The following is a 19,564-nucleotide window of genomic DNA, read 5'->3' as shown; positions in this document are numbered from 1 at the left end:
TCAGTAGGCCTCAATCGCATTCCAAATTGCTACCGCTACCTCATGCTTTGAGCCTTGGGGCACTTCGGCTTCTGAGCCGTCCGCACCAAGAATCCAACCTTCATTGTGGGACTCACCAAACACCTTGCCGCCCGTAACGGCGTTGACCATGAGCAGATCCGCGCCCTTGCGCTTCAGCTTCGCGCGACCAAACTCCAACGCGTTATCGGTCTCTGCGGCAAAACCAACAATCACAGCGTTCGTCTCCCCCGCCTGGCGGCGCTCCACGAGCCCGCGCAGCACATCGGGGTTTTCCACCAAATGCAACGTGGACAGCGAGTCATCGGCTTGGCCCTTCTTCAGCTTGCTCGTCGCCTCTTGCGCAGGGCGATAGTCTGCAACGGCCGCCGCCATAATCACCACGTCCGCCTCCGCCGCACGCGCGTTCATGGCCTCCTCCAGCTCAGCGGTTGAGCGCACGCGCACAACCTCAGCACCAGCAGGGGTATCCAACGCGTCTGTATTGCCAGCAACAATGGTGACGTCGGCGCCGCGGTGCACCGCAACGTCTGCAAGCGCAAAGCCCTGCCTGCCCGAGGAACGGTTTCCAATGAAGCGCACCGGGTCAATATTCTCCTGCGTACCGCCAGCGCTAATCAGTACGCGCTTGCCTTCCAAGCTTCGTTGGATTGGGCCCGTTGCCAATACTGTGCGGGCAAGCAGCGCGATTTGCGACGGCTCAAGCATCCGCCCTGGACCAGTGTCCTTACCAGTCAGCCTGCCGTGTGCCGGCTCTAGCACCGTTACCCCGCGGCGACGAAGCGTTGCCACATTCTCCTGCGTCGCCGGGTGCAGCCACATCTCCGTATGCATCGCCGGGGCTAAGACCACCGGGCACGTAGCCACCAGCACCGTCGAAGTCAACAGATCATCAGCACGCCCCGCGGCTAGGCGCGCAATCAAGTCAGCTGTTGCCGGCGCAGTAACAATCAGGTCAGCCTCCTGGCCCACCCGAACATGCTGGACTTCGTCCACACGGCTAAACACCTCAGTGTCCACCGGGTTTCCGGACAGCGCCTCTAACGTTGCAGCCCCAACAAAGCGCAGTGCGTTTGGTGTCGGCACCACCTTCACGTTGTCCCCGGTCTCCGTGAACTCCCGAATCACCCCGCATGCCTTGTAGGCCGCGATGCCGCCAGCAATACCGATCACTACGTTGCTTTTGCTCATGGGCATAAAGTCTACGCAACGCAAAAACCGCGCACCCGCCAGCTGCGGCGAAGTGCGCGGTTATAGAAAACCGAGGTACGAAAGCTTAGTTGCCTTCTTCGTGCTCCAGAAGACCCGCCTGGATCTCACGCAGCGCGATAGACAGCGGCTTCTCGCCCGGCTCTGGGTTGACCAGGGGGCCGATAAACTCGAACACACCCTCATCAGAGTTCTGGTAGAAGCTGTTGATCTGGCGAGCACGCTTGGCCGCAAAGATGACCAATGCGTACTTCGACGAAACCTTGGTCAGCAGCTCATCGATCGGAGGAGCCGTAATGCCCTCCGGTTCGTCGTACACACGCTCCGCGGAAGCGGCAGCAGTGGTCGACAGCTCATCAGTGACGTTGCTCAACTCAACACCTACTCATTTGTTGTATCAGTCAAAAGGGCCGCGATGGCGGCAACTGCCCGGTCAACATCATCGTTGACCACAATGGAGTCAAACTCATGCTGGGCATCAAGCTCGCCTCGGGCAGTTTCTAGACGACGCTTAATCACGTCCTCAGTTTCAGTCCCACGACCAGTCAAGCGCTCCACCAACACTTCCCACGACGGGGGTGCAAGGAACACCGTCTTAGCCTCGGGCATCAACCGCTTAATCTCGCGTGCGCCAACCAGGTCGACTTCAGCCAACACCGGTCGCCCCGCCTCCAGCGCTTCACGCACTGGACCAGCCGGCGTGCCGGAACGCTGCAGGCCGCCGTGAATGTCGGCCCACTCCAGCATCTCGCCAGCATCAATGCGCTCCTGGAAGTCAGTTGGAGAGACGAAGAAGTAGTCCCTGCCATCAACCTCACCGGGGCGTGGTGCACGCGTAGTCATGGACACCGAAAAGTATAGATTCGGCACATCAGTAACAAGGCGCTGAACCACGGTGGATTTACCCACCGCGGACGGGCCGGCCAAAACAATCAGCCGACCACGCGTTGCATCATTCTTCACGGTATCCACGGGCGCGTATGTCTCTTACGCGTCGAAGCCGAAACGCTCGAGCAGAGCGCGGCGCTGACGGTCACCGAGGCCACGCAGGCGGCGGGTCTGGGCGATCTCCAGCTCCTCCATGATCTCGCGAGCCTTGACCTTGCCCACCTTCGGCATAGCCTCGAGCAGTGCGGAGACCTTGGTCTTGCCAATGATCTCGTTGGTGTCAGCCTTGTCCAGGACGTCCTTCAGGGTGGTCTCGCCACGCTTGAGGGAAGCCTTCAGCTCTGCACGTGCCTTACGTGCCTCTGCTGCCTTCTCAAGGGCTGCCTTGCGCTGCTCCGGGGTCAACTCGGGAAGTGCCATGGATCCTCCAAAATTTATTCGTAGTTTGTACTGGTCCAGTTACTTAACTGTCCTCAGCATTATTGCCGAGAAGCACCTTATACCCAGGTCGGGTAATTGCATCGTTGCAACTCGCCAGCTTCGGTCTAGTGTAGCACTGCATCTAGTGCTGCCGTATTGACTTGGCTCTACAGACTACTGCATTTCGCCATGTCAACGCATCGACGCAAATAAACTACCAGGGGTTTTGCCCTGGTAGTGAATTGCCCCTCCTAATTATCGCGTTTCCCCAGCTCGACGGCTTGATTGCGCAGGTCACTGACATTCGGTCCGTGGCGCAACACAGAACGCGAAACGTTTGGAAACACCAGGTGTGCACGCTTCCCAGCAATGCGGTCAACGTCTGCAAAGGTCGCGCCTTGCGCACCCACACCAGGCATCAGCACCGGGGCATTGAGGGATTCAAGGGCTGGAGGCGTATCGACGGTCGCGCCAACCACCACACCCACATCCCCCACTTCCCCACGCAAAGCGGCATCCGCGTTGAACTTCGCGCACTCATCAGCCATGAACTGCGCAACCGTTACCCCACCGTTCAAGGTGGAGCTCTGAAACTGCTCAGCCTCAGGGTTGGAGTTTGCAGACATCACGAACACGCCCTTGCCGTGTTGCTGTGCAAGCTCAATCGCCGGGGCAAGCGAGCCCACACCCAGATACGGCGTGAGCGTCAATGCGTCTGCCTCCAGCGGTGCGCCTGGTTCCAACCACGCGGCGGCGTAGCCGGCCATGGTGGATCCGATGTCGCCACGTTTGGCATCCGCAATCGTGATTGTTCCCAACTCACGCGCCGATGCAAGGGTCTCCTCCAGCACGGCGAAGCCTTGGGCGCCGAAGCGCTCGAAGAACGCCACCTGGGGCTTGATCGCCGCAACGTGACCGCCGAAGGCTTCCACACACGTCATAGCGAAGGTGCGCAAGCCGTCGACAGTGTTTGCAAGGCCCCACTGCTGAAGCAGCGCCGCATGGGGGTCAATGCCGACGCACAGGCGCCCATGCGTGCGGCCTGCCTCTACGAGACGGTTACCGAACCCCATTGCCAACCTTATGGTCGAGCTCCTGCAGGCTCATCACCGTGATCTCCTTAGCGCGAAGCGCCTCGATGCCCTGTACAGCGGCGGTAACGCCCTGCACCGTAGTCATGATCGGCACACCTGCTGCTACGGCGGCTGCGCGAATGTCATAGCCGTCATGGCGAGCACCCGCAGAGCCAGCAGGGGTGTTGAGCACCAGGTCGATCTCACCGTCGGTGATGCGATCAACCACAGACTTGCCCTCCGCACCCGCGCGGACCTCGGAGGCCTTCAGGACGGTCTCGCACTCGATACCGTTGCGACGCAGCATCTGTGCCGTCCCCTCCGTAGCCAGCACGCGGAAGCCCATGGTGGACAGGCGCTGGATTGGGAAGATCAGGGTGCGCTTGTCACGGTTAGCCACAGAGACGAACACCGTGCCCTCAACCGGCAGCGCACCAAAAGCTGCGGCTTCTGCCTTGGCGTATGCGACACCGAAGGACGGAGCCACGCCCATGACCTCGCCGGTGGACTTCATCTCTGGGCCCAGGATCGTGTCCAGCACAGCGCCTTCCGGCGTACGGAAGCGGCTAAACGGCAGGACAGCTTCCTTCACGGCAATCGGGTGTTCCAGCGGCAGCGAACCGCCGTCGTAATTGGACGGGATCAGCCCCTCCTCGCGCAGGTGCGCAATGGTTGCGCCCAGCATGACGCGGGCAGCAGCCTTGGCCAAGTGCACGCCCGTTGCCTTAGACACGAACGGCACGGTGCGCGAAGCACGCGGGTTGGCCTCGATGACGTAGAGGATGTCATCCTTCAGAGCGAACTGCACGTTCATCAGGCCCTTAACCCCAATGCCGTGAGCAAGCGCCTCAGCGGAGCGGCGCACCTTGGCAATGTCGTCCGGGCCGAGCGTCATCGGCGGCAGCGCACACGCAGAGTCACCGGAGTGGATGCCGGCCTCCTCGATGTGCTCCATTACACCACCCAGGTAAACCTCGTTGCCGTCAGAGAGCACGTCTACGTCAATCTCAATGGCGGAATCCAAGAAGCGGTCCACCAACACCGGGTGATCCGGGGAAAGTTCCGTGGCACGGTCAATGTAGTCGTGCAGGGACGCCTCGTCGTACACAATCTCCATGCCACGACCACCCAGCACATACGACGGGCGCACCAGCACCGGGTAGCCGATGTTGTTGGCAACCTCGCGTGCCTCCGCAAAGGAGGTCGCCGTGCCGTATGCCGGGGCAGGCAGGTTGGCAGCCTCAAGCACCTTGCCAAACTCACCACGGTCCTCAGCAGAGTCGATGGCCTCAGGGGTGGTGCCGACGACAGGCACGCCAGCGTCTGCAAGCTTCTGTGCAAGACCCAGCGGAGTCTGGCCACCAAGCTGGACAATCACACCGGCAACGGTGCCGGATGCAGCCTCAGCGCGGTAGATCTCCATGACGTCTTCGAAGGTCAGCGGCTCGAAGTAGAGTCGGTCTGCCGTGTCGTAGTCCGTGGAGACGGTCTCCGGGTTGCAGTTGACCATCACGGTCTCGTAGCCAACGCGCGACAGCTCAAGGGCTGCGTGCACACAGGAGTAATCAAACTCAATGCCCTGGCCAATTCGGTTCGGGCCGGAGCCCAAGATGATGACCTTCTCGCGCTTGCCGTCGCTCGTAGCAGCTGCTTCGCACTCTGCATCCGGATCCAGCTCGTACGCGGAGTACAGGTACGGCACCTTCGCTTCGTACATACCTGCGCAGGTATCGACCGTCTTGAACACCGGGTGGATGTTCAAAGACCAGCGCAGGGAACGCACGCCCTCCTCGCCCGCAAGCTCCGGGCGAAGTGCGGCAATCTGTGCGTCCGAAAGACCAAACGCCTTCGCCTCACGCAAAAGATCCGCATCCAACACAGGCGCAGACTCAAGGGTCTTGCGGAAATCAACCAGAGTTTCCATCTCACCCAAGAACCACGGGTCAATACCGGATGCGGCATAGACCTCATCCGCGGTTGCGCCCAGGCGCAGCGCCAACTCAGCGTCGTAAATGCGCTTGTCCGTTGGCACTTTCAGGTCTTCGAGTACTGCGGCAACATCTGTTGCGCGCTCGCCCGCAAAGTACTCATCCGGACGGGTCCAGAAACCGTTCGGCTTGTCCTCCATGGAGCGCATAACCTTATTCAGGCCCTGGATGTAGTTGCGGCCAATACCCATGGCCTCACCCACAGCCTTCATGGAGGTACCCAGCGTCTCATCAGAGCCCGGGAACTTCTCAAAGGCAAAGCGCGGCATTTTGACAATAATGTAGTCCAGCGTCGGCTCTTCAAGCGCCGTAATCGCCCCACCGGTCATGTCGTTGGAGATCTCATCCAGCGTGTAGCCGATGGCCAGAAGCGTTGCCACCTTTGCAATCGGGTAGCCAGTTGCCTTGGACGCAAGCGCCGAGGAACGCGACACGCGCGGGTTCATCTCGATCGTGATCAGGCGGCCATCCTTCGGGTTGATGGCGAACTGGATGTTGCAACCGCCCGTCTTCACACCAACCTCTCGGATAATGGCCTTACCCTGCTCGATCAGGCGGGTGACCTCAGGCTCCGTGAGCGTCAGCACAGGAGCAACCGTGACGCTGTCGCCGGTGTGCACACCCATCGCATCCACGTTTTCAATCGTGGCGATGGTGATGCAGTTGTCCGCCTTATCGCGGATCAGCTCAAGCTCGATTTCCTTCCAGCCAAGGATGGACTCCTCAATCAGCACGTTCGCCTCAGGGCTGGCGGTCAGACCATCACCGGCGATGCGGTGCAGGTCATCCATGTCATAGGCCAGGCCGGAGCCCAGGCCGCCCATGGTGAACGACGGGCGCACCACGCACGGGAACCCAAGCTCAGCAACGGTCTCTTCGACCTCTTCCATGGTGTAGCAGACGCGGGAGCGAGCGGACTCGCCGCCGATCTTTTCCACGATGTCCTTGAACTTCTGGCGGTCCTCACCACGCTCAATCGCATCAATGTCAGCGCCGATCAGCTCCACACCGTGCTTGGCCAAAATACCCATGCGATCGAGTTTGATCGCGGTGTTGAGTGCGGTCTGGCCACCCAGCGTTGGCAAAATTGCGTCAACCTTGTGGCCGGCTTCTACCTCGCGCGCCAGAATCTTGTCAATGTAGGCCGGCTCGATCGGCTCCACATAGGTGTGGTCCGCAAACTCCGGGTCCGTCATGATCGTCGCCGGGTTAGAGTTCACCAGCGTCACACGCAGGCCCTCATCCTTGAGCACACGGCAAGCCTGAGTACCCGAGTAGTCAAACTCACAAGCCTGACCGATCACGATCGGGCCAGAACCGATCACCATCACATGCTTGAGATCATCGCGCTTCATTTAGTTTTCCTCCTTGACTACGAGGGTGGCGACAACGCTTTCGTTGCCGGTCTGAGACAGATGTCGGACCAGTTTGCGGGTGTCCACCCCGTAGATACCGCTGATGCCTTGCGCGGTCATCGCTTCCTCCAAGGTGCGCACCGAGCGGAAGTTGGAAACCCGTGCGGTGAGATCCCTCACCACGACGGCCCCAACGGTGATGCGACCCTCCGAGTTGGCTACGTCCTCATCGTTCCAACCAGCGTTGCCAACCTGCGGTGCAGCGAAGATAAGCACCTGCCCCTCACGAGCAGGGTCAGTCATTTCGCGCTGGTAGGCAAACAAATCGGTGGTTACAGTGGCTGCGCCAGAGATCTCTGCGGTAGGCGTAGCGCCGAAGAGGTATCCGGGGAAAGACGTGCCGTCGGCAAGCACAAGCTCTGCCTTCTTACGTGCGTTCATAATCGGTTCCTTAAATGTTGGTGTAGGTCGGCGTGCCGCGCAGCCAAGTGGCAACAACGCGGGCGGAAAATTCCATGCCCTCGTACGGGGTATTCGAAGCTTTCGACGCCATATCAGCGCCGCGAGCAGTCCAGGGGTCATTCGGGTTTACCAACGTCAGGTTCGCTGGCTCACCTGCAGCGATCGGGCGGCCCTGATCCGCCAGACGCAGAATCTCTGCGGGGCGCTCACTCATCACCTTGGCCACAAAGCGCCAATCCGCCAGACCAGATTCAACAAAGACCTGGTGGATTGCCGCAAGCGACGTCTCAAGGCCAAGCATGCCCGGCTTCGCGTGATCAAACTCCACGCACTTATCTTCAGAGCCGTGCGGAGCGTGATCTGTGGCAACAACGTCCACGATGCCTTCCAGCAGCGCGTCCCGAAGCGCCACCGCATCTTCGTGCTCACGAAGCGGCGGGTTAACGCGGTAGTTGCCGTCATAGGTAGCGAGCAGCTCATCGGTGAGCAGCAGGTGGTGTGGAGTCACCTCAGCGGTGATCTCAATGCCCTGCGCTTTGGCCCAGCGCAGCAACTCCACCGTGCCAGCGGTAGATGCGTGGCACAGGTGGTAGCGCCCTCCATAGTCGCGGGTCATGATCAGGTCACGCGCAACCACGGATTCCTCCGCAACACGCGGCCAACCAGTCAGTCCCAAACGCGCAGCCTGCTCACCTTCATGGGCAACACTGTGGGCGGTCATGCGGTGATCCTCAGCGTGCTGAGCCAACACCACGTCATACGCCTTGGCGTACTCGATTGCGCGGCGCATCAGCTGCGGGTCGTTGACGCAGCGGCCGTCGTCAGAAAACATGCGGACGTGTCCGCGGCTCATCAGGCCGATCTCAGTGAGCTCTTTGCCCTCCAAGTTCTTGGAGATAGAACCCACCGGGTAGACGTCACACTTGCCGTAGGCCTGGCCCTTGTCCCAGACACCGTCTGCAATAAACGGCTGGTCAATCACCGGGTTCGTGTTCGCCATGGTAAACACGGCGGTAAAACCACCCTTCGCCGCGGCGTCCGAACCAGTGGCAATAGTTTCGGTATCTTCGCGGCCCGGCTCGCGCAGGTGCACGTGCATATCTACCAGGCCCGGCAGCAAGACCAGACCGCCACAGTCCTTGACCTCATCGGCGCCGCTGATGTCAACGTCTGGACCGACCTGGGCAATCACACCGTCGCGGATCAACACCGTCGTGACGTCCTCGCCATACGGGCGCACATTTGTGAGAGCGGTGGTACTCACTTACTTCACCTTTCCTTCCAACGCGTCCTCACCCGAGGTCAACAAGGTAAACAGCACCGCCATACGGGTGTAGACACCGTTGGAGACCTGGTTGAGCACCACAGTGTTGTCGCGATCAGCCACGTCGAAGTTAATTTCCATGCCTCGCAGCATCGGACCGGGGTGCATGATGAGGGTTTCCGGACCCAGCTGGTCCGCGCGCTGAGCGGACAGGCCGAACAACGTGGCGTATTCTCGGTGCGTGGGGAAGAAGCCACCATCCATGCGCTCAGCCTGGACGCGCAGCATCATCACCACATCTGCACCTTGCGCAATCTCTGCGTCAAAGTCGAAGGAGACGCGCGCCGGCCAGTGCTCAACGCCCATGGGCAGCAGCGTCGGCGGTGCGACGAGCACCACCTCGGCTCCCAGGGTGGACAGCAAGTCCACGTTGGAGCGCGCCACGCGCGAGTGCAAAATGTCACCGACGATCAGGACCTTCTTGCCCTGCACATCACCGATGTGCTGACGCATGGTCACCGCATCCAGCAGCGCCTGCGTCGGGTGCTGGTGCTGGCCGTCACCCGCATTGATGATGGAGGTCTCCGGCAGCCACTTGCGCAGCAGATTCGGCGCGCCCGAGGACGGGTGTCGCATCACAATGGCATCAGCACCGATCGAGGCGATCGTGGACGCCGTATCTTTCAGCGACTCCCCCTTCTTCACACTGGAGGTAGCGGCCGAGACGTTAATCACGTCCGCACTCATCCACTTGCCAGCGGTCTCAAACGAAGACCTGGTGCGCGTGGAGTTCTCGTAGAACAAGGTAAAGATGGTGCGTCCGCGAAGCGTTGGCAGCTTCTTAATCTCGCGGCCATCAAGCGCCTCGCGGAAGCGGTCGGCCTCATCCATCAGGCCAACAATCTCCTCACGGCTTAAGTCTGCAATGTCAATCAAATGCTTCATTGCTTGAGCCTTAGCCCTCTCTGGTCAGGGTCACGCCGTCAACGGCATCAATGGGCGTGAGCGTGACAGTCACGTCCTCCGTCATAGCGGTTGGGATGTTCTTGCCCACGTAATCAGCGCGGATAGGCAGCTCACGGTGCCCACGGTCAACCAAGACCGCAAGCTGGATCGCCTTTGGCCGGCCAATATCTCGAAGCGAATCAAGCGCTGCGCGGATGGTGCGGCCGGAATACAGCACGTCATCCACCAGGATGACGGTGGTGCCATCAATGTTGGCCGGAATGCTGGTGGGCCTCAGCGCCCGGTGCGGCTTATCCCTCAAGTCATCGCGGTACAGCGTGACATCAAGACTGCCTACTGGGATGGCTACGCCAGCGAATTCTTGGATGGCATCAGCAATACGATGCGCAAGTGGCACTCCCCCGGACGGAATACCAAGCAGCATGACTGTTGGTGCGTCCTCGCCATCAAGCGCGGTTTTCTCAATTATTTGGTGCGCGATGCGTGCGATCGTGCGCCCGACGTCTGAAGCTGTCAACAGCTCAACCGTCTGACGGTTCTCGTCGCTCATCGGTCCTCCTTCCCCGCCTCACAGTGCGGAATTTAAAGGTGGTGTCAACGACGCGTCCAAGCGTAGCACCGCGCACGCCTTTCAGGACAGTGGTTTACCATCGCCTGAGAGAATTTGTACCCCCGCACACCAAGTATTCAAGGAGAAAAAGGGCTGTGACTTCCCCGACCCCCGTCACGCTTGAGGCCGTCGCGGACGTGTTTCGCGGACGCGACCTCAACTTCCAGGTAGAAGACGACAAGCTCCTGTCAGGTTTTGAAAACTGCACTATCTTCTTCGCTCTCAGTGATGACAGCCTGGTGTTTGAATCCATTTGGCGTGGCATGGCCCCGCAGGACCTCGCTCCGCAGCTGCTGTTCACCATCAACGACCTCAACCAGGCGCGTTTCGCCCCAACACTGCGCATGCTGGAAACCGCCGACGGCATGCTTACCACCTCAGCCACCCGCACAATTGACGCTGCGGAAGGGTTGACTGATGAGCAGCTGGAGGTCTTTGTTATCAGCACCATCCAGATGACACTAGAAACGTTTGCCCAGCTCGAGCAGTCCCTGCCCACCCTTGTTGATTGGACGGATACCCACGATGAGCACCACTAACACCCCCACCCAGGTCACACTGGATCGAATTATTGCCACTGCTGAAAACCTTGGCATTGATCTGGAGGAGGCAATCACTGGACGCTCCGCTCAGGCCAACGTCAACGGTGTGCCGCTGTTTTTCGTGCTGTTGGAAACCGTGCTGGTGATCCGCAGTGACTTTGCCACAGATGAGCCCACTCAGAGCGCTCAGGCCAACTACTTTTTGGCCGCGAACCAGGCGAATGCGTCCTACGTGCTCGCCCGCCAGGTTGCGGTGACGCATTTTGACACCCTGGTGGTGCGCTCAGAGCATGAGCTCAGTGTTGCAGGTGGGCTCACTGATGCGCAGCTTGAGCATGCTTTCCGACGCGGCGTTGACGCCGTCACCACCGGCCACCAGATCATGCTCGCCCATTTTGAAGAACTCAACGAGATGGAAGCTGCAGCTCGTGGCGAAGCGCCTCAAGCTCCTCCCCACCAGACATCTGACGAGTGAGCTCATCAATCGTGATAGCTTCACGCGGGGCGTCAAGCTCCTGGCGCCCCAACTTCAAGATGGTGAAGTGGTCACCCACCAGGTAGGCGTGGTGCGGGTTATGGGTCACCAGCACCACGGCGACGCCACGGTCGCGGGCAGAAGCGATGAACTTCAGCACCACACCTGACTGCTTCACACCAAGAGCGGCCGTTGGCTCATCCAACACCACCACACGGGCGCCGAAGTAAACCGCCCTGGCAATTGCCACCACCTGGCGCTGGCCGCCAGAAAGGTTGCCAGCCTCAACGTTGACATCTGGGATGTCAATGCCCATATCCAGCAGCTGCTCAGCGCAGATTCGCTGCATCTCCTTCTGCTTCAGCGTCCCAAACGGCCCATTTAGCTCCTGGCCAAGGAAGAAGTTTCGCCACACGCTGAGCTCATCAACAATCGCCAGGTTTTGATACACGGTGGCAATCCCAGCAGCGAGGGCGTCGCGGGGGGAAGAAAACGTGGCCGGTGAGCCGCAGATAAGCAGCTGCCCACTGGTTGGTGCGTGTAGACCTGCAAGGATCTTGATCAAGGTGGACTTACCTGCGCCATTGTCGCCCAGCACGCAGGTGACTTCGCCCTCTTCAACCAGGAGGTTCACCCCACGCAGCGCGTCGAAGGTGCCGTAGGACTTGGTGATGTCACGCAGTTCAATAATCGCCATGCCTTAGCGCCCCTTCGTAATCTTTGCGAATGACGTGTTGGTCAGCACCGCGAACAACAGCATCGCGCCAAGGAAGAACTTAAACCAGTCCGGGTTCCAGCCGGCGTAGACAATGCCCTGGTTAGTCATGCCGAAGATCAGCGCACCAATCATCGTGCCAACCGCCGTGCCGCGCCCGCCTTTCATCGCACAGCCGCCTATCACTGCAGCGATGATGTAAAGGAACTCATTGCCCACACCCTGGCCAGCTTGGATTGAGTCAAAGGCAAACAACGTGTGCATGCCTACGAACCAGGCGGCAAAGCCGACCGTCATAAACAGCACAATCTTGACCATGCGCACAGGCACACCGACAGCGCGCGCAGCCTCCTCATCGCCGCCCACGGCGGTAATCCAGTTGCCAAACTTCGTGCGGAAGAGCACGAAAGACGCAATGGCCACAAAGAGCAGCCACCAGATAACCGTCACGCTGATGCGCACGCTGCCGATGTAAAAGCTTCCTGCGAAAACAGTACGGGCTGAGGCGAAGCCTTCCATATCTGCAATCGACGGGGTTGCCACCTGGCCGGTCACCAGCTTGGTCACCGCCAGGTTCAGTCCCTGCAGCATCAAAAACGCCGCCAGGGTGATCAGGAAGCTGTCAATGCCAGTTCGAGTGACCAGGATGCCGTTGAGCGCCCCGATCGACAGCGCGATGACCAGCGCTAAGCCCGCCCCCACCCAGGAGTTCAAATGCAGGTTGTAGTTAAGCATCGAGGCAGCCAGCGCGGCCGTGGTCACCGCAACGCCGGATGACAAATCAAACGCGCCGCCAATCATGAGCAAACCCACGGCCAAGGCAACAATGCCCAGCGTGGAGCTGGCGTACAAAATGGTCGCCATCGCATCAAACGAGCGAAACGCGGGAGCGACGGCGAGGAACAGGCTCAAAATGACCAGGAAGCCAAGCAGGCTGGCCAGCTCCGGCCGGCGAATCAGCTTAGCTAACCCGGTGTGGCTTCGGAGACGATCATCAGCGCCTGACTCTTTCGATTCATCTTGAACGGCAGTGGTCATCGAAGACCTGCCTTCGCAGCCTCAGCGATCTGTTCCACATTGTCCTGGTCCACAAAGCTCGGACCCGTGTACACCGGCTGGCCGCCGCCGAAGGTGCCGCCGTTGCGCTTAGCCACCCACAGCGAATCCACCGCAAGGTAGCCCTGCAGGTACGGCTGCTGGTCCACAGCCCACGCCACACGGCCGTCTGCAATAGCGTCAACCAGCTCAGCGTTGGTATCAAACGTGACCACCTGCGCCTCAGATCCGGACTGCTTGACCGCCTCCGTTGCGCGCATCGCCACAGGGGCCTGCAGGGCAAACACCGTGTCAAAGGTCTTGTCCTGCGAAAGCTTGGAGCTAATCGTTGACTGCACCGAAGTCAGGTCTTGGCCGTTGACGTAAAGCAGTTCGACCTCTCCTCCGAGGCCCTCTTTCACACCGTTGCAGCGCGCCTCCTGGGAAGAGTTGCCCTGCTCATGGATAACGCAGAGCACCTTGGATTTCCCTTCCTCTTGAAGACGCTCACCTGCAGCCGTACCAGCAACAGTCTCGTCCTGGCCGAAGAAGCCAGTCAAGCCGTACTTGGTGTACTCGTTCATGCCAGCGTTCAAGCCAACAACCGGAATGCCCGCGTCAACGGCGTTCTGAGCTGCAGGCCCAATGGCCTCAGCGTTAGGCAACGTAACGGCAATGCCATCAACGTTTGCGTCCACAGCAGAGCGCACCAAGTTTGCCTGGTTCGGTGCCTGCGGATCAGAGGAATAACGCAGCTCAATATTATCCTTCTTGGCCGCGTCTTCTGCACCCTTTCGTACAAGATCCCAATACGTGTCACCTGGCGCACCATGGGTAACCATCGCCACCACATAACGCGGGGTGTCTACCCCACCGGCGGTCTCGCCACCGGCCTCACCCTCACGCGGCGCGCCCCCCGTGGACGAGCAACCCGCCAACGTCAAACCGACCGCGGCCACCATTGCCGCTACTTTGTACAGCTTAGAGATTCTTTTCACTCACCCAGTGTGCCCGCTCACAGGCAAAAACCCGGCATCCCCATCGCTCTTTACCGATTAAGTAGCCGGCCCCCACGTTGTTTAGCGCCTTATCTAGCGTCTTAATTAAGGTCAGATAATCCTGGCCCCACCGGCTGCTGATCAAACAGTGGAGTCAGCTCAGCCATGGCTTCCTTCATGTCCTCCACATCCTGGGCGTCCCCCTTGGAATAGCGGAACATGTACGTGGTCGCCGAAGCATTGCCGAAACTGGTTGAGCAGAAGAACTGACGCAAGTCTGCCTCCGGGTGCTTGGCGCACGCGAAGTAGCGATCGCCCACCGTGAACGCGAATTCATCCCACGGCAGCACCTCTTCCCCGTCACGCACCTGCTGTTCTTGGTAGCTTTCAGCGTGCAGCGTGCGTTCATCCTGCGCGCCCGTCGTCGGGTCAGCCGGGCACGGAACCTGCCCCAGCTCTTCGTCGTAGTACGAGACCCCGACGGAGAATTGCTCAGTGCCACTTCGGTAGTACTTATTCCAACCCTCGTCCATCTGCGTGCTGAAGTCTGGGTCATAGGGCAAGCCCACGAGCTCTTCCGGCATCTGGTCCAAGAGCGCCTTGATGCTCACCTCTGTGGCACAAACATCGGGGTCTGGTGCGTCTTGGGCTTCGCTAGTATTGCCACTACTCAGCTCGGTAGTGTTCTGCGTGGTGTCCTCGGCCCCGCCGCCACCTTCGGCGTTCTGCGCGCTGTCCGAACATCCCGCCACCGTCAGTGTCGTTGCCGCCAATACTCCTGCAATTGTTTTCGCCTTGCGCATTCGCCCTACTTCCCTCGCCACGACTCGCCGTCTGAGTCGTGCAATGTGATGGAAAAGATCGTGTGCCCGCAAGGCTACACACGTGACGCTCCCGGTTCCTTCGGACGCATCACGAAAGCCCCGGGAGCTGGTGGGATTAGGGGTCTCTAGGACTCCGCGAGGCGCTTGAGCTCGACCTCAGGGTCAAAGTCAGCCTTCGGCCACTTAAGATCCAATGAATCCAGCGCATCAGCAAGCAAGGTCTTGACCACGGCGCGGCAGTACTTCTTATTGTCTGACGGCACGCAGTACCACGGCGCAACATCGGTTGACGTACGCGTCATAGCGATCTGGTAGGCCGCCATAAACTGAGACCACAGCTTGCGGTCTTCAATGTCACCCGGGTTGTACTTCCAGTGCTTCTTCGGGTTTTCAATTCGCTTACGCAGGTTCTCAGCCTGAAACTCACGCGAGATGTGCGGCATGATCTTGATGATCTTCGTGCCGCGGGCCGCGAGCTCCGCCTCAAAATCCACAATCGCACCGTAGCGACGCTCAATCTCCTCAGGCGGAGCCATCTGCTTGACGCGCTGCACCAACACGTCTTCATAGTGCGAGCGGTCAAACACAACAATCTGGCCTGGCTTCGGCAGATGCGGCTCAAAGCGCCACAGGAAATCGTGTGCCGCTTCCTCTTCAGTCGGGCGACCAAAAGCCTTCACATGCACGCCTTGGATGTCCATCGTGGCGCCAATGACGTGGCGCACAATGCCGCCCTTGCCGGCGGTGTCCATACCTTGGAGCACCAGAAGCACTGACCCAGCTTGCTCATTGCCGGCGCGACCGTTTGCGTAGAGCTTCTCCTGCAGCTCATCTAGCTCATCGTCTCGGTCGTTGAACACCTCATCCACGTCGTCCGCGCCAGAGAGCCCGGGCGTAGACGCCGGATCAACGTCATCTAGCTGGAAGTTGGGTCCAACGAAATGCGATTTTGCTTCCTCAACGGTGAGCTTTGCCACTGCTTCTCCTTAGCTTTGGTCAGATTCTTCTACCGCATCGCCCGGTGCGTCCGGGGAGTTGGCCTGCACAATGCCATCCAGCATCGCGTGAATGTACGGCGGAGCCTGGTTGCCGGAATACTCCGTGGCCATCTCCAACGCGTTAGCGATGGCGATAGCGGCATCAACCTCGTCGTTATACAGAATCTCCCACGTAGCCACGCGCAAAATCTGACGATCAACCGCCGGCAGTCGGTAGAGCTCCCAGTCACGGTCCAAGAAGCGCTCAATCTGATCATCAAGATCATCCAAACGCTCAGCGGCACCGCTAATGATGTCGCGCGTGTACTGCGCAACCGGCGCTACAGCGTTGTTGGGATCCCGCGCCAATTCAACGCGGTCCTCAACAATCGCCACCGGGTCAATGTCGCGGGTCTCTGCCTCAAACAGAATGTCTACTGCACGGCGCCGCGCACGATAGCGCGCGCCGTGGCGCTTGTGATCAGGCATTAGTTGTTCACGCGGGAGAGGTACTCGCCCGTGCGGGTGTCAACCTTCACCACGTTGCCCGTCTCCAGGAAGAGCGGCACCTGGATCTCAGCACCGGTCTCCAAGGTGGCCGGCTTGGTACCACCGGTGGAGCGATCGCCCTGCAGGCCCGGATCGGTGTGCTCAATCTTTAAGTCAACGGAGATCGGCAGCTCACCAAATAGTGCCTCACCCTCGTGGAAGGACACCTGCACGCGCATGTTCTCCAGCAGGAAACGACCAGCGTCGCCGAACGCGTCCGTCGGCAGCTCGTACTGCTCGTAGGTCTTGTCGTCCATAACAACGAAGCTGGTGCCGTCGTTGTACAGGTAGGTCATGTCACGACGGTCAACCGTTGCGGTCTCAACCTTCACGCCAGCGTTCCAGGTCTTGTCCACGGTCTTGCCAGAGACGACGTCCTTGAGCTTGGTGCGCACGAATGCAGGGCCCTTACCCGGCTTAACGTGCTGGAACTCGACGATCTGCTGCAGCTTGCCGTCTACCTTCAGCACAAGGCCATTCTTGAAATCGGCAGTAGTTGCCACGGGTTTTGCCTCCTTGGGACATTGCGATCAAACACCGCAATGCTACAGCACGATCAATTCCTTGGGGTAACTGGTAATGATGCGAGGCGCACCGGAAGTGATGAACAACGTGTCCTCAATACGCACACCGCCCTCACCTGGCAGGTAAATACCCGGCTCAATGGTCAGCGTCATATCTTCGCGCAGCACGCCTTCGCCGGTCTTTGCCGCAGATGGCGCCTCATGCACATCCAGGCCCACGCCGTGGCCCGTGGAGTGCACGAAATAGTCGCCGTAGCCAGCGTCCGTAATCACTTCGCGGCAGGCAGCGTCCACATCAACAAGCGCGGTGCCCGGCGTGGATGCCTTCACACCAGCAAGCTGCGCCGCGAGCGTAACTTCATAGGTTTCACGCAGTGTTGCACTGGGCTCACCAATGGCAAACGTGCGCGTCATATCTGAGTTAAAGCCCAAGCGGTGCATACCAAAGTCAATGGTGACCAGGTCTCCCTTGGCCAGCACACGATCCCCCGCGGAGTGGTGCGGCATCGCAGAGTTCGGGCCCGATGCCACAATCGTGTCAAAGCTCGGGCGCTCAGCCCCCAGCATGCGCATGCGGAATTCAAGGTCAGCGGCGATGTCGCGCTCGCTACGGCCTTCACGCACGCCGCCAGCCTCCACCATCTCTGTCAGCGCCTGGGTGGCCAGCTCCGCGGCTTCTGCAAGGCGGGTCAGCTCCAAGTTGTCCTTGGTCAAGCGGATCTGCTCAATCACACCGGTGACCGGCACCAGCTCAACACCCTCAGGGCAGGCAGCCTTCATGCGTTCCAGCTGGGCAACACTGACGTAATCAGCCTCGAAGCCCACGCGGTGGCCCGGCACCACAGGGGCCAAAAGCTCCTTGGCCAGCTGGCGGGTAATCGTCGCCTCGATGTCAGGTACTTCGCTGGCAATCTGGGTGGTGTATCGCCCGTCCGTAGCAATGGCCGCGCTGCGGTCCTTCGACACCAACAGTGCCGCATTCGAACCAGTGAATCCGGAAAGGTAGCGCACGTGCGTGATGTGGGTGACCAACATGTCATCCACACGCTTGCCCGCTAGTTCGGATGCCAGCTTGCGCCGACGTGTTTCAAAGCGAGTATCTGCCATTCCCATGGTTATGCCTCCTTATTGGCCCGCGCTACCAAGTGTTCCAGTGCCAGGGTGTAGCCATGCACACCGAGGCCTGCGATTACGCCGATAGCAATCGGGGAAAGATACGAGTGGTTTCGAAATGCTTCACGCGCATGCACATTGGAGATATGCACCTCAATAAACCCTGCTCCGTCGGCCACCTCGGCCAAGGCGTCGCGCAGCGCCACTGACGTGTGCGTCCAGCCGCCTGGGTTGATAATCACCGCTGCCCCATCATCAGCCGCCTGATGGACCCACTCAATCATCTCGCCTTCGTGGTTGGTCTGCTTGAAGTCAACCTCCGCGCCAAGTTCGGCGGCACGAGCTTTCACTTGCTTTTCGACGTCCACGAGACCCACCCTTCCGTAGACCTCCGGCTGCCGCTTGCCCAACCTATTCAGATTTGGTCCATTGAGCACGACAATCTTTAAAGAATCTGGCATTGGTTTATGCCTCCTCTGCAGCTTGAGCGGTGATCGCCTCGTAGGCGGCGCGCATTTCGTCCACCGTGGCGTCTTCAAGCCTGGTGCACGATCCCATGCCGTTGAGTACTACGAAGCGAATGCGGCCGTCACGGTTCTTCTTGTCACGGCCCATTCCCTGGTACAGCTCATCAAACGCATCAGCGTCGTAGGTAGTGGGCAAGCCAACTGCGGAGAGGATCTCGTGGTGGAGAGCAAACAGGGCCTCATCAATCAATCCCCTATTCTGGGCAAGCTTTGCCGCAAACATCATGCCCACAGCTACCGCGTTGCCGTGGCGCCACGTGTAATCTTCCCGAAGTTCAACCGCATGCCCCAGCGTGTGACCATAGTTGAGGATTTCGCGCAGGCCTGACTCCTTCAGATCCTGGCTCACCACATTGGCCTTGACTGCCACGGAACGGGTAACCAGTTCCTCCCAGTGCGCGTCGGCGCCGTCGCGGTAAAGCTCCAGAATCTGCGGGTCCGCAATAAAGCCCGTCTTGATCAGCTCAGCGGAGCCGGAGATGATCTCTTCCTCCGGCAAGGTGTGCATGCGCTCAAGGTCAATGAACACGGAGTCAGGCTCATGGAATGCACCGACGAGGTTCTTGCCTGCGTCTGTGTTGATGCCGGTTTTGCCGCCAACCGCCGCATCCACCATGGCAAGCAGCGTGGTGGGCACCTGGATGACCTTGATGCCACGCATCCACGCGGAGGCCACAAACCCAGCCAGGTCGGTTACCGCTCCACCGCCAAGACCGATAACTGCATCCTGGCGCGAAAAGCCACGGGCTCCAAGCATGTCCCACAGCTCACCGGCGACGGTGAGCGTCTTTGCATCTTCAGCATCGGGCACAGGGGCTAAGACGGCCTGGATGCCAAGCGCCTCAATGTCGTGGGCTACACCGCGGGCGACCGCACTCAGCGGCTGCTGGTGAATAATGGCCACCTTGCGCGCGCCAATGTCTTTTACTCTTCCGGCAACCTCGCCGGTGATGTCATAGCCGATGTGGATGTTGTACGGGCTTTGTCCCGTCACCTGGATCATTGGCATCGCGTTAACCCCAACCTATTGTG

At 59.7% G+C, this 19,564-nt stretch carries 22 protein-coding genes; 2 read left to right on the top strand and 20 right to left on the bottom strand.

Features of this window, described 5'->3' with window-relative positions; translation table 11 throughout:
* The 10 genes from coaBC to pyrR form a co-directional block, all read right to left on the bottom strand.
* Entirely contained in the window at positions 1 to 1,215 is a 1,215-nt protein-coding gene (coaBC, locus tag HMPREF3104_RS06640) for a bifunctional phosphopantothenoylcysteine decarboxylase/phosphopantothenate--cysteine ligase CoaBC (protein WP_371441044.1), read from the bottom strand.
* Between the two features lie 79 nt (positions 1,216 to 1,294).
* Positions 1,295 to 1,600 carry a DNA-directed RNA polymerase subunit omega gene (rpoZ, locus tag HMPREF3104_RS06635; protein WP_052204135.1) on the bottom strand — a complete coding sequence of 102 codons (306 nt, stop codon included), beginning with the start codon at positions 1,598 to 1,600 and terminating at the stop codon, positions 1,295 to 1,297.
* 8 nt (positions 1,601 to 1,608) lie between these two features.
* Positions 1,609 to 2,190 carry a guanylate kinase gene (gene gmk / locus HMPREF3104_RS06630; RefSeq protein ID WP_052206351.1) on the bottom strand — a complete coding sequence of 194 codons (582 nt, stop codon included), beginning with the start codon at positions 2,188 to 2,190 and terminating at the stop codon, positions 1,609 to 1,611.
* 24 nt (positions 2,191 to 2,214) lie between these two features.
* Positions 2,215 to 2,535 carry an integration host factor, actinobacterial type gene (gene mihF / locus HMPREF3104_RS06625; protein WP_052204133.1) on the bottom strand — a complete coding sequence of 107 codons (321 nt, stop codon included), beginning with the start codon at positions 2,533 to 2,535 and terminating at the stop codon, positions 2,215 to 2,217.
* A gap of 251 nt (positions 2,536 to 2,786) precedes the next feature.
* On the bottom strand, positions 2,787 to 3,608 hold the full coding sequence (gene pyrF / locus HMPREF3104_RS06620; protein ID WP_052204132.1) for an orotidine-5'-phosphate decarboxylase: 822 nt from the start codon (positions 3,606 to 3,608) through the stop codon (positions 2,787 to 2,789).
* A complete protein-coding gene (carB, locus tag HMPREF3104_RS06615; protein ID WP_070494899.1) occupies positions 3,595 to 6,951 on the bottom strand; it encodes a carbamoyl-phosphate synthase large subunit in 3,357 nt (1,118 codons plus the stop codon). The genes pyrF and carB overlap by 14 nt, the downstream gene beginning before the upstream one ends.
* Complete coding sequence (locus tag HMPREF3104_RS06610) at positions 6,952 to 7,392, bottom strand: carbamoyl-phosphate synthase domain-containing protein (protein WP_052204128.1); 441 nt, start codon at positions 7,390 to 7,392, stop codon at positions 6,952 to 6,954.
* A gap of 10 nt (positions 7,393 to 7,402) precedes the next feature.
* Positions 7,403 to 8,677, bottom strand: a complete 1,275-nt coding sequence (locus tag HMPREF3104_RS06605; protein ID WP_070494898.1) for a dihydroorotase — start codon at positions 8,675 to 8,677, stop codon at positions 7,403 to 7,405.
* Positions 8,678 to 9,622 (bottom strand): aspartate carbamoyltransferase catalytic subunit, encoded by a 945-nt coding sequence (locus tag HMPREF3104_RS06600; RefSeq protein WP_070494897.1) that lies wholly within the window; start codon positions 9,620 to 9,622, stop codon positions 8,678 to 8,680. It lies immediately after the preceding gene.
* 10 nt (positions 9,623 to 9,632) lie between these two features.
* Positions 9,633 to 10,193: a bifunctional pyr operon transcriptional regulator/uracil phosphoribosyltransferase PyrR gene (pyrR, locus tag HMPREF3104_RS06595; protein ID WP_070494896.1), complete on the bottom strand. Its 561-nt coding sequence runs from the start codon at positions 10,191 to 10,193 to the stop codon at positions 9,633 to 9,635.
* Between the two features lie 155 nt (positions 10,194 to 10,348).
* On the opposite strand from pyrR, the gene HMPREF3104_RS06590 reads away from it, so the two are divergent.
* Together HMPREF3104_RS06590 and HMPREF3104_RS06585 are read left to right on the top strand one after the other, a co-directional pair.
* Positions 10,349 to 10,792, top strand: coding sequence for a YbjN domain-containing protein (locus HMPREF3104_RS06590; protein WP_070494895.1), 444 nt, complete (start codon positions 10,349 to 10,351; stop codon positions 10,790 to 10,792).
* Positions 10,779 to 11,270 carry a YbjN domain-containing protein gene (locus HMPREF3104_RS06585; RefSeq protein WP_070494894.1) on the top strand — a complete coding sequence of 164 codons (492 nt, stop codon included), beginning with the start codon at positions 10,779 to 10,781 and terminating at the stop codon, positions 11,268 to 11,270. The genes HMPREF3104_RS06590 and HMPREF3104_RS06585 overlap by 14 nt, the downstream gene beginning before the upstream one ends.
* On the opposite strand, the gene HMPREF3104_RS06580 is transcribed toward HMPREF3104_RS06585, so the two are convergent.
* The 10 genes from HMPREF3104_RS06580 to aroB form a co-directional block, all read right to left on the bottom strand.
* On the bottom strand, positions 11,200 to 11,967 hold the full coding sequence (locus HMPREF3104_RS06580; RefSeq protein WP_070494893.1) for an ATP-binding cassette domain-containing protein: 768 nt from the start codon (positions 11,965 to 11,967) through the stop codon (positions 11,200 to 11,202). The genes HMPREF3104_RS06585 and HMPREF3104_RS06580 overlap by 71 nt on opposite strands.
* Positions 11,968 to 11,970: 3 nt before the next feature.
* Positions 11,971 to 13,023, bottom strand: coding sequence for an ABC transporter permease (locus HMPREF3104_RS06575; RefSeq protein WP_070494892.1), 1,053 nt, complete (start codon positions 13,021 to 13,023; stop codon positions 11,971 to 11,973).
* Complete coding sequence (locus HMPREF3104_RS06570) at positions 13,020 to 14,018, bottom strand: substrate-binding domain-containing protein (protein WP_070494891.1); 999 nt, start codon at positions 14,016 to 14,018, stop codon at positions 13,020 to 13,022. The genes HMPREF3104_RS06575 and HMPREF3104_RS06570 overlap by 4 nt, the downstream gene beginning before the upstream one ends.
* A 101-nt stretch (positions 14,019 to 14,119) precedes the next feature.
* Entirely contained in the window at positions 14,120 to 14,821 is a 702-nt protein-coding gene (locus tag HMPREF3104_RS06565) for a hypothetical protein (protein ID WP_070494890.1), read from the bottom strand.
* 146 nt (positions 14,822 to 14,967) lie between these two features.
* Positions 14,968 to 15,819, bottom strand: coding sequence for a PPK2 family polyphosphate kinase (locus tag HMPREF3104_RS06560; RefSeq protein WP_070494889.1), 852 nt, complete (start codon positions 15,817 to 15,819; stop codon positions 14,968 to 14,970).
* A 9-nt stretch (positions 15,820 to 15,828) separates the two neighbouring features.
* Entirely contained in the window at positions 15,829 to 16,308 is a 480-nt protein-coding gene (gene nusB, locus HMPREF3104_RS06555) for a transcription antitermination factor NusB (protein WP_070494888.1), read from the bottom strand.
* Complete coding sequence (efp, locus tag HMPREF3104_RS06550; RefSeq protein WP_070494887.1) at positions 16,308 to 16,871, bottom strand: elongation factor P; 564 nt, start codon at positions 16,869 to 16,871, stop codon at positions 16,308 to 16,310. The genes nusB and efp overlap by 1 nt, the downstream gene beginning before the upstream one ends.
* Before the next feature lie 42 nt (positions 16,872 to 16,913).
* Entirely contained in the window at positions 16,914 to 18,005 is a 1,092-nt protein-coding gene (locus HMPREF3104_RS06545) for an aminopeptidase P family protein (protein WP_070494886.1), read from the bottom strand.
* 2 nt (positions 18,006 to 18,007) lie between these two features.
* Positions 18,008 to 18,466, bottom strand: coding sequence for a type II 3-dehydroquinate dehydratase (gene aroQ / locus HMPREF3104_RS06540; RefSeq protein WP_070494885.1), 459 nt, complete (start codon positions 18,464 to 18,466; stop codon positions 18,008 to 18,010).
* Positions 18,467 to 18,470: 4 nt separating this feature from the next.
* Positions 18,471 to 19,541, bottom strand: coding sequence for a 3-dehydroquinate synthase (gene aroB, locus HMPREF3104_RS06535; RefSeq protein ID WP_070494884.1), 1,071 nt, complete (start codon positions 19,539 to 19,541; stop codon positions 18,471 to 18,473).
* Between the last annotated feature and the right edge of the window lie 23 nt (positions 19,542 to 19,564).

This window comes from Corynebacterium sp. HMSC30G07, assembly GCF_001806945.1.
GTDB classification, from domain to species: Bacteria; Actinomycetota; Actinomycetes; order Mycobacteriales; family Mycobacteriaceae; genus Corynebacterium; species Corynebacterium riegelii.
Note: the sequence above shows the minus strand (reverse complement) of the source record. Positions and strands in the feature narration are given on the sequence as shown.

Coding starts and splice junctions, on each gene's coding strand:
- coaBC (WP_371441044.1), bottom strand. CDS start 1,215: ATGCCCATGAGCAAAAGCAACGTAGTGATCGGTATTGCTGGCGGCATC.
- mihF (WP_052204133.1), bottom strand. CDS start 2,535: ATGGCACTTCCCGAGTTGACCCCGGAGCAGCGCAAGGCAGCCCTTGAG.
- pyrF (WP_052204132.1), bottom strand. CDS start 3,608: ATGGGGTTCGGTAACCGTCTCGTAGAGGCAGGCCGCACGCATGGGCGC.
- carB (WP_070494899.1), bottom strand. CDS start 6,951: ATGAAGCGCGATGATCTCAAGCATGTGATGGTGATCGGTTCTGGCCCG.
- HMPREF3104_RS06610 (WP_052204128.1), bottom strand. CDS start 7,392: ATGAACGCACGTAAGAAGGCAGAGCTTGTGCTTGCCGACGGCACGTCT.
- HMPREF3104_RS06600 (WP_070494897.1), bottom strand. CDS start 9,622: ATGAAGCATTTGATTGACATTGCAGACTTAAGCCGTGAGGAGATTGTT.
- pyrR (WP_070494896.1), bottom strand. CDS start 10,193: ATGAGCGACGAGAACCGTCAGACGGTTGAGCTGTTGACAGCTTCAGAC.
- HMPREF3104_RS06585 (WP_070494894.1), top strand. CDS start 10,779: ATGAGCACCACTAACACCCCCACCCAGGTCACACTGGATCGAATTATT.
- HMPREF3104_RS06580 (WP_070494893.1), bottom strand. CDS start 11,967: ATGGCGATTATTGAACTGCGTGACATCACCAAGTCCTACGGCACCTTC.
- HMPREF3104_RS06575 (WP_070494892.1), bottom strand. CDS start 13,023: ATGACCACTGCCGTTCAAGATGAATCGAAAGAGTCAGGCGCTGATGAT.
- HMPREF3104_RS06565 (WP_070494890.1), bottom strand. CDS start 14,821: ATGCGCAAGGCGAAAACAATTGCAGGAGTATTGGCGGCAACGACACTG.
- nusB (WP_070494888.1), bottom strand. CDS start 16,308: ATGCCTGATCACAAGCGCCACGGCGCGCGCTATCGTGCGCGGCGCCGT.
- HMPREF3104_RS06545 (WP_070494886.1), bottom strand. CDS start 18,005: ATGGGAATGGCAGATACTCGCTTTGAAACACGTCGGCGCAAGCTGGCA.
- aroQ (WP_070494885.1), bottom strand. CDS start 18,466: ATGCCAGATTCTTTAAAGATTGTCGTGCTCAATGGACCAAATCTGAAT.
- aroB (WP_070494884.1), bottom strand. CDS start 19,541: ATGCCAATGATCCAGGTGACGGGACAAAGCCCGTACAACATCCACATC.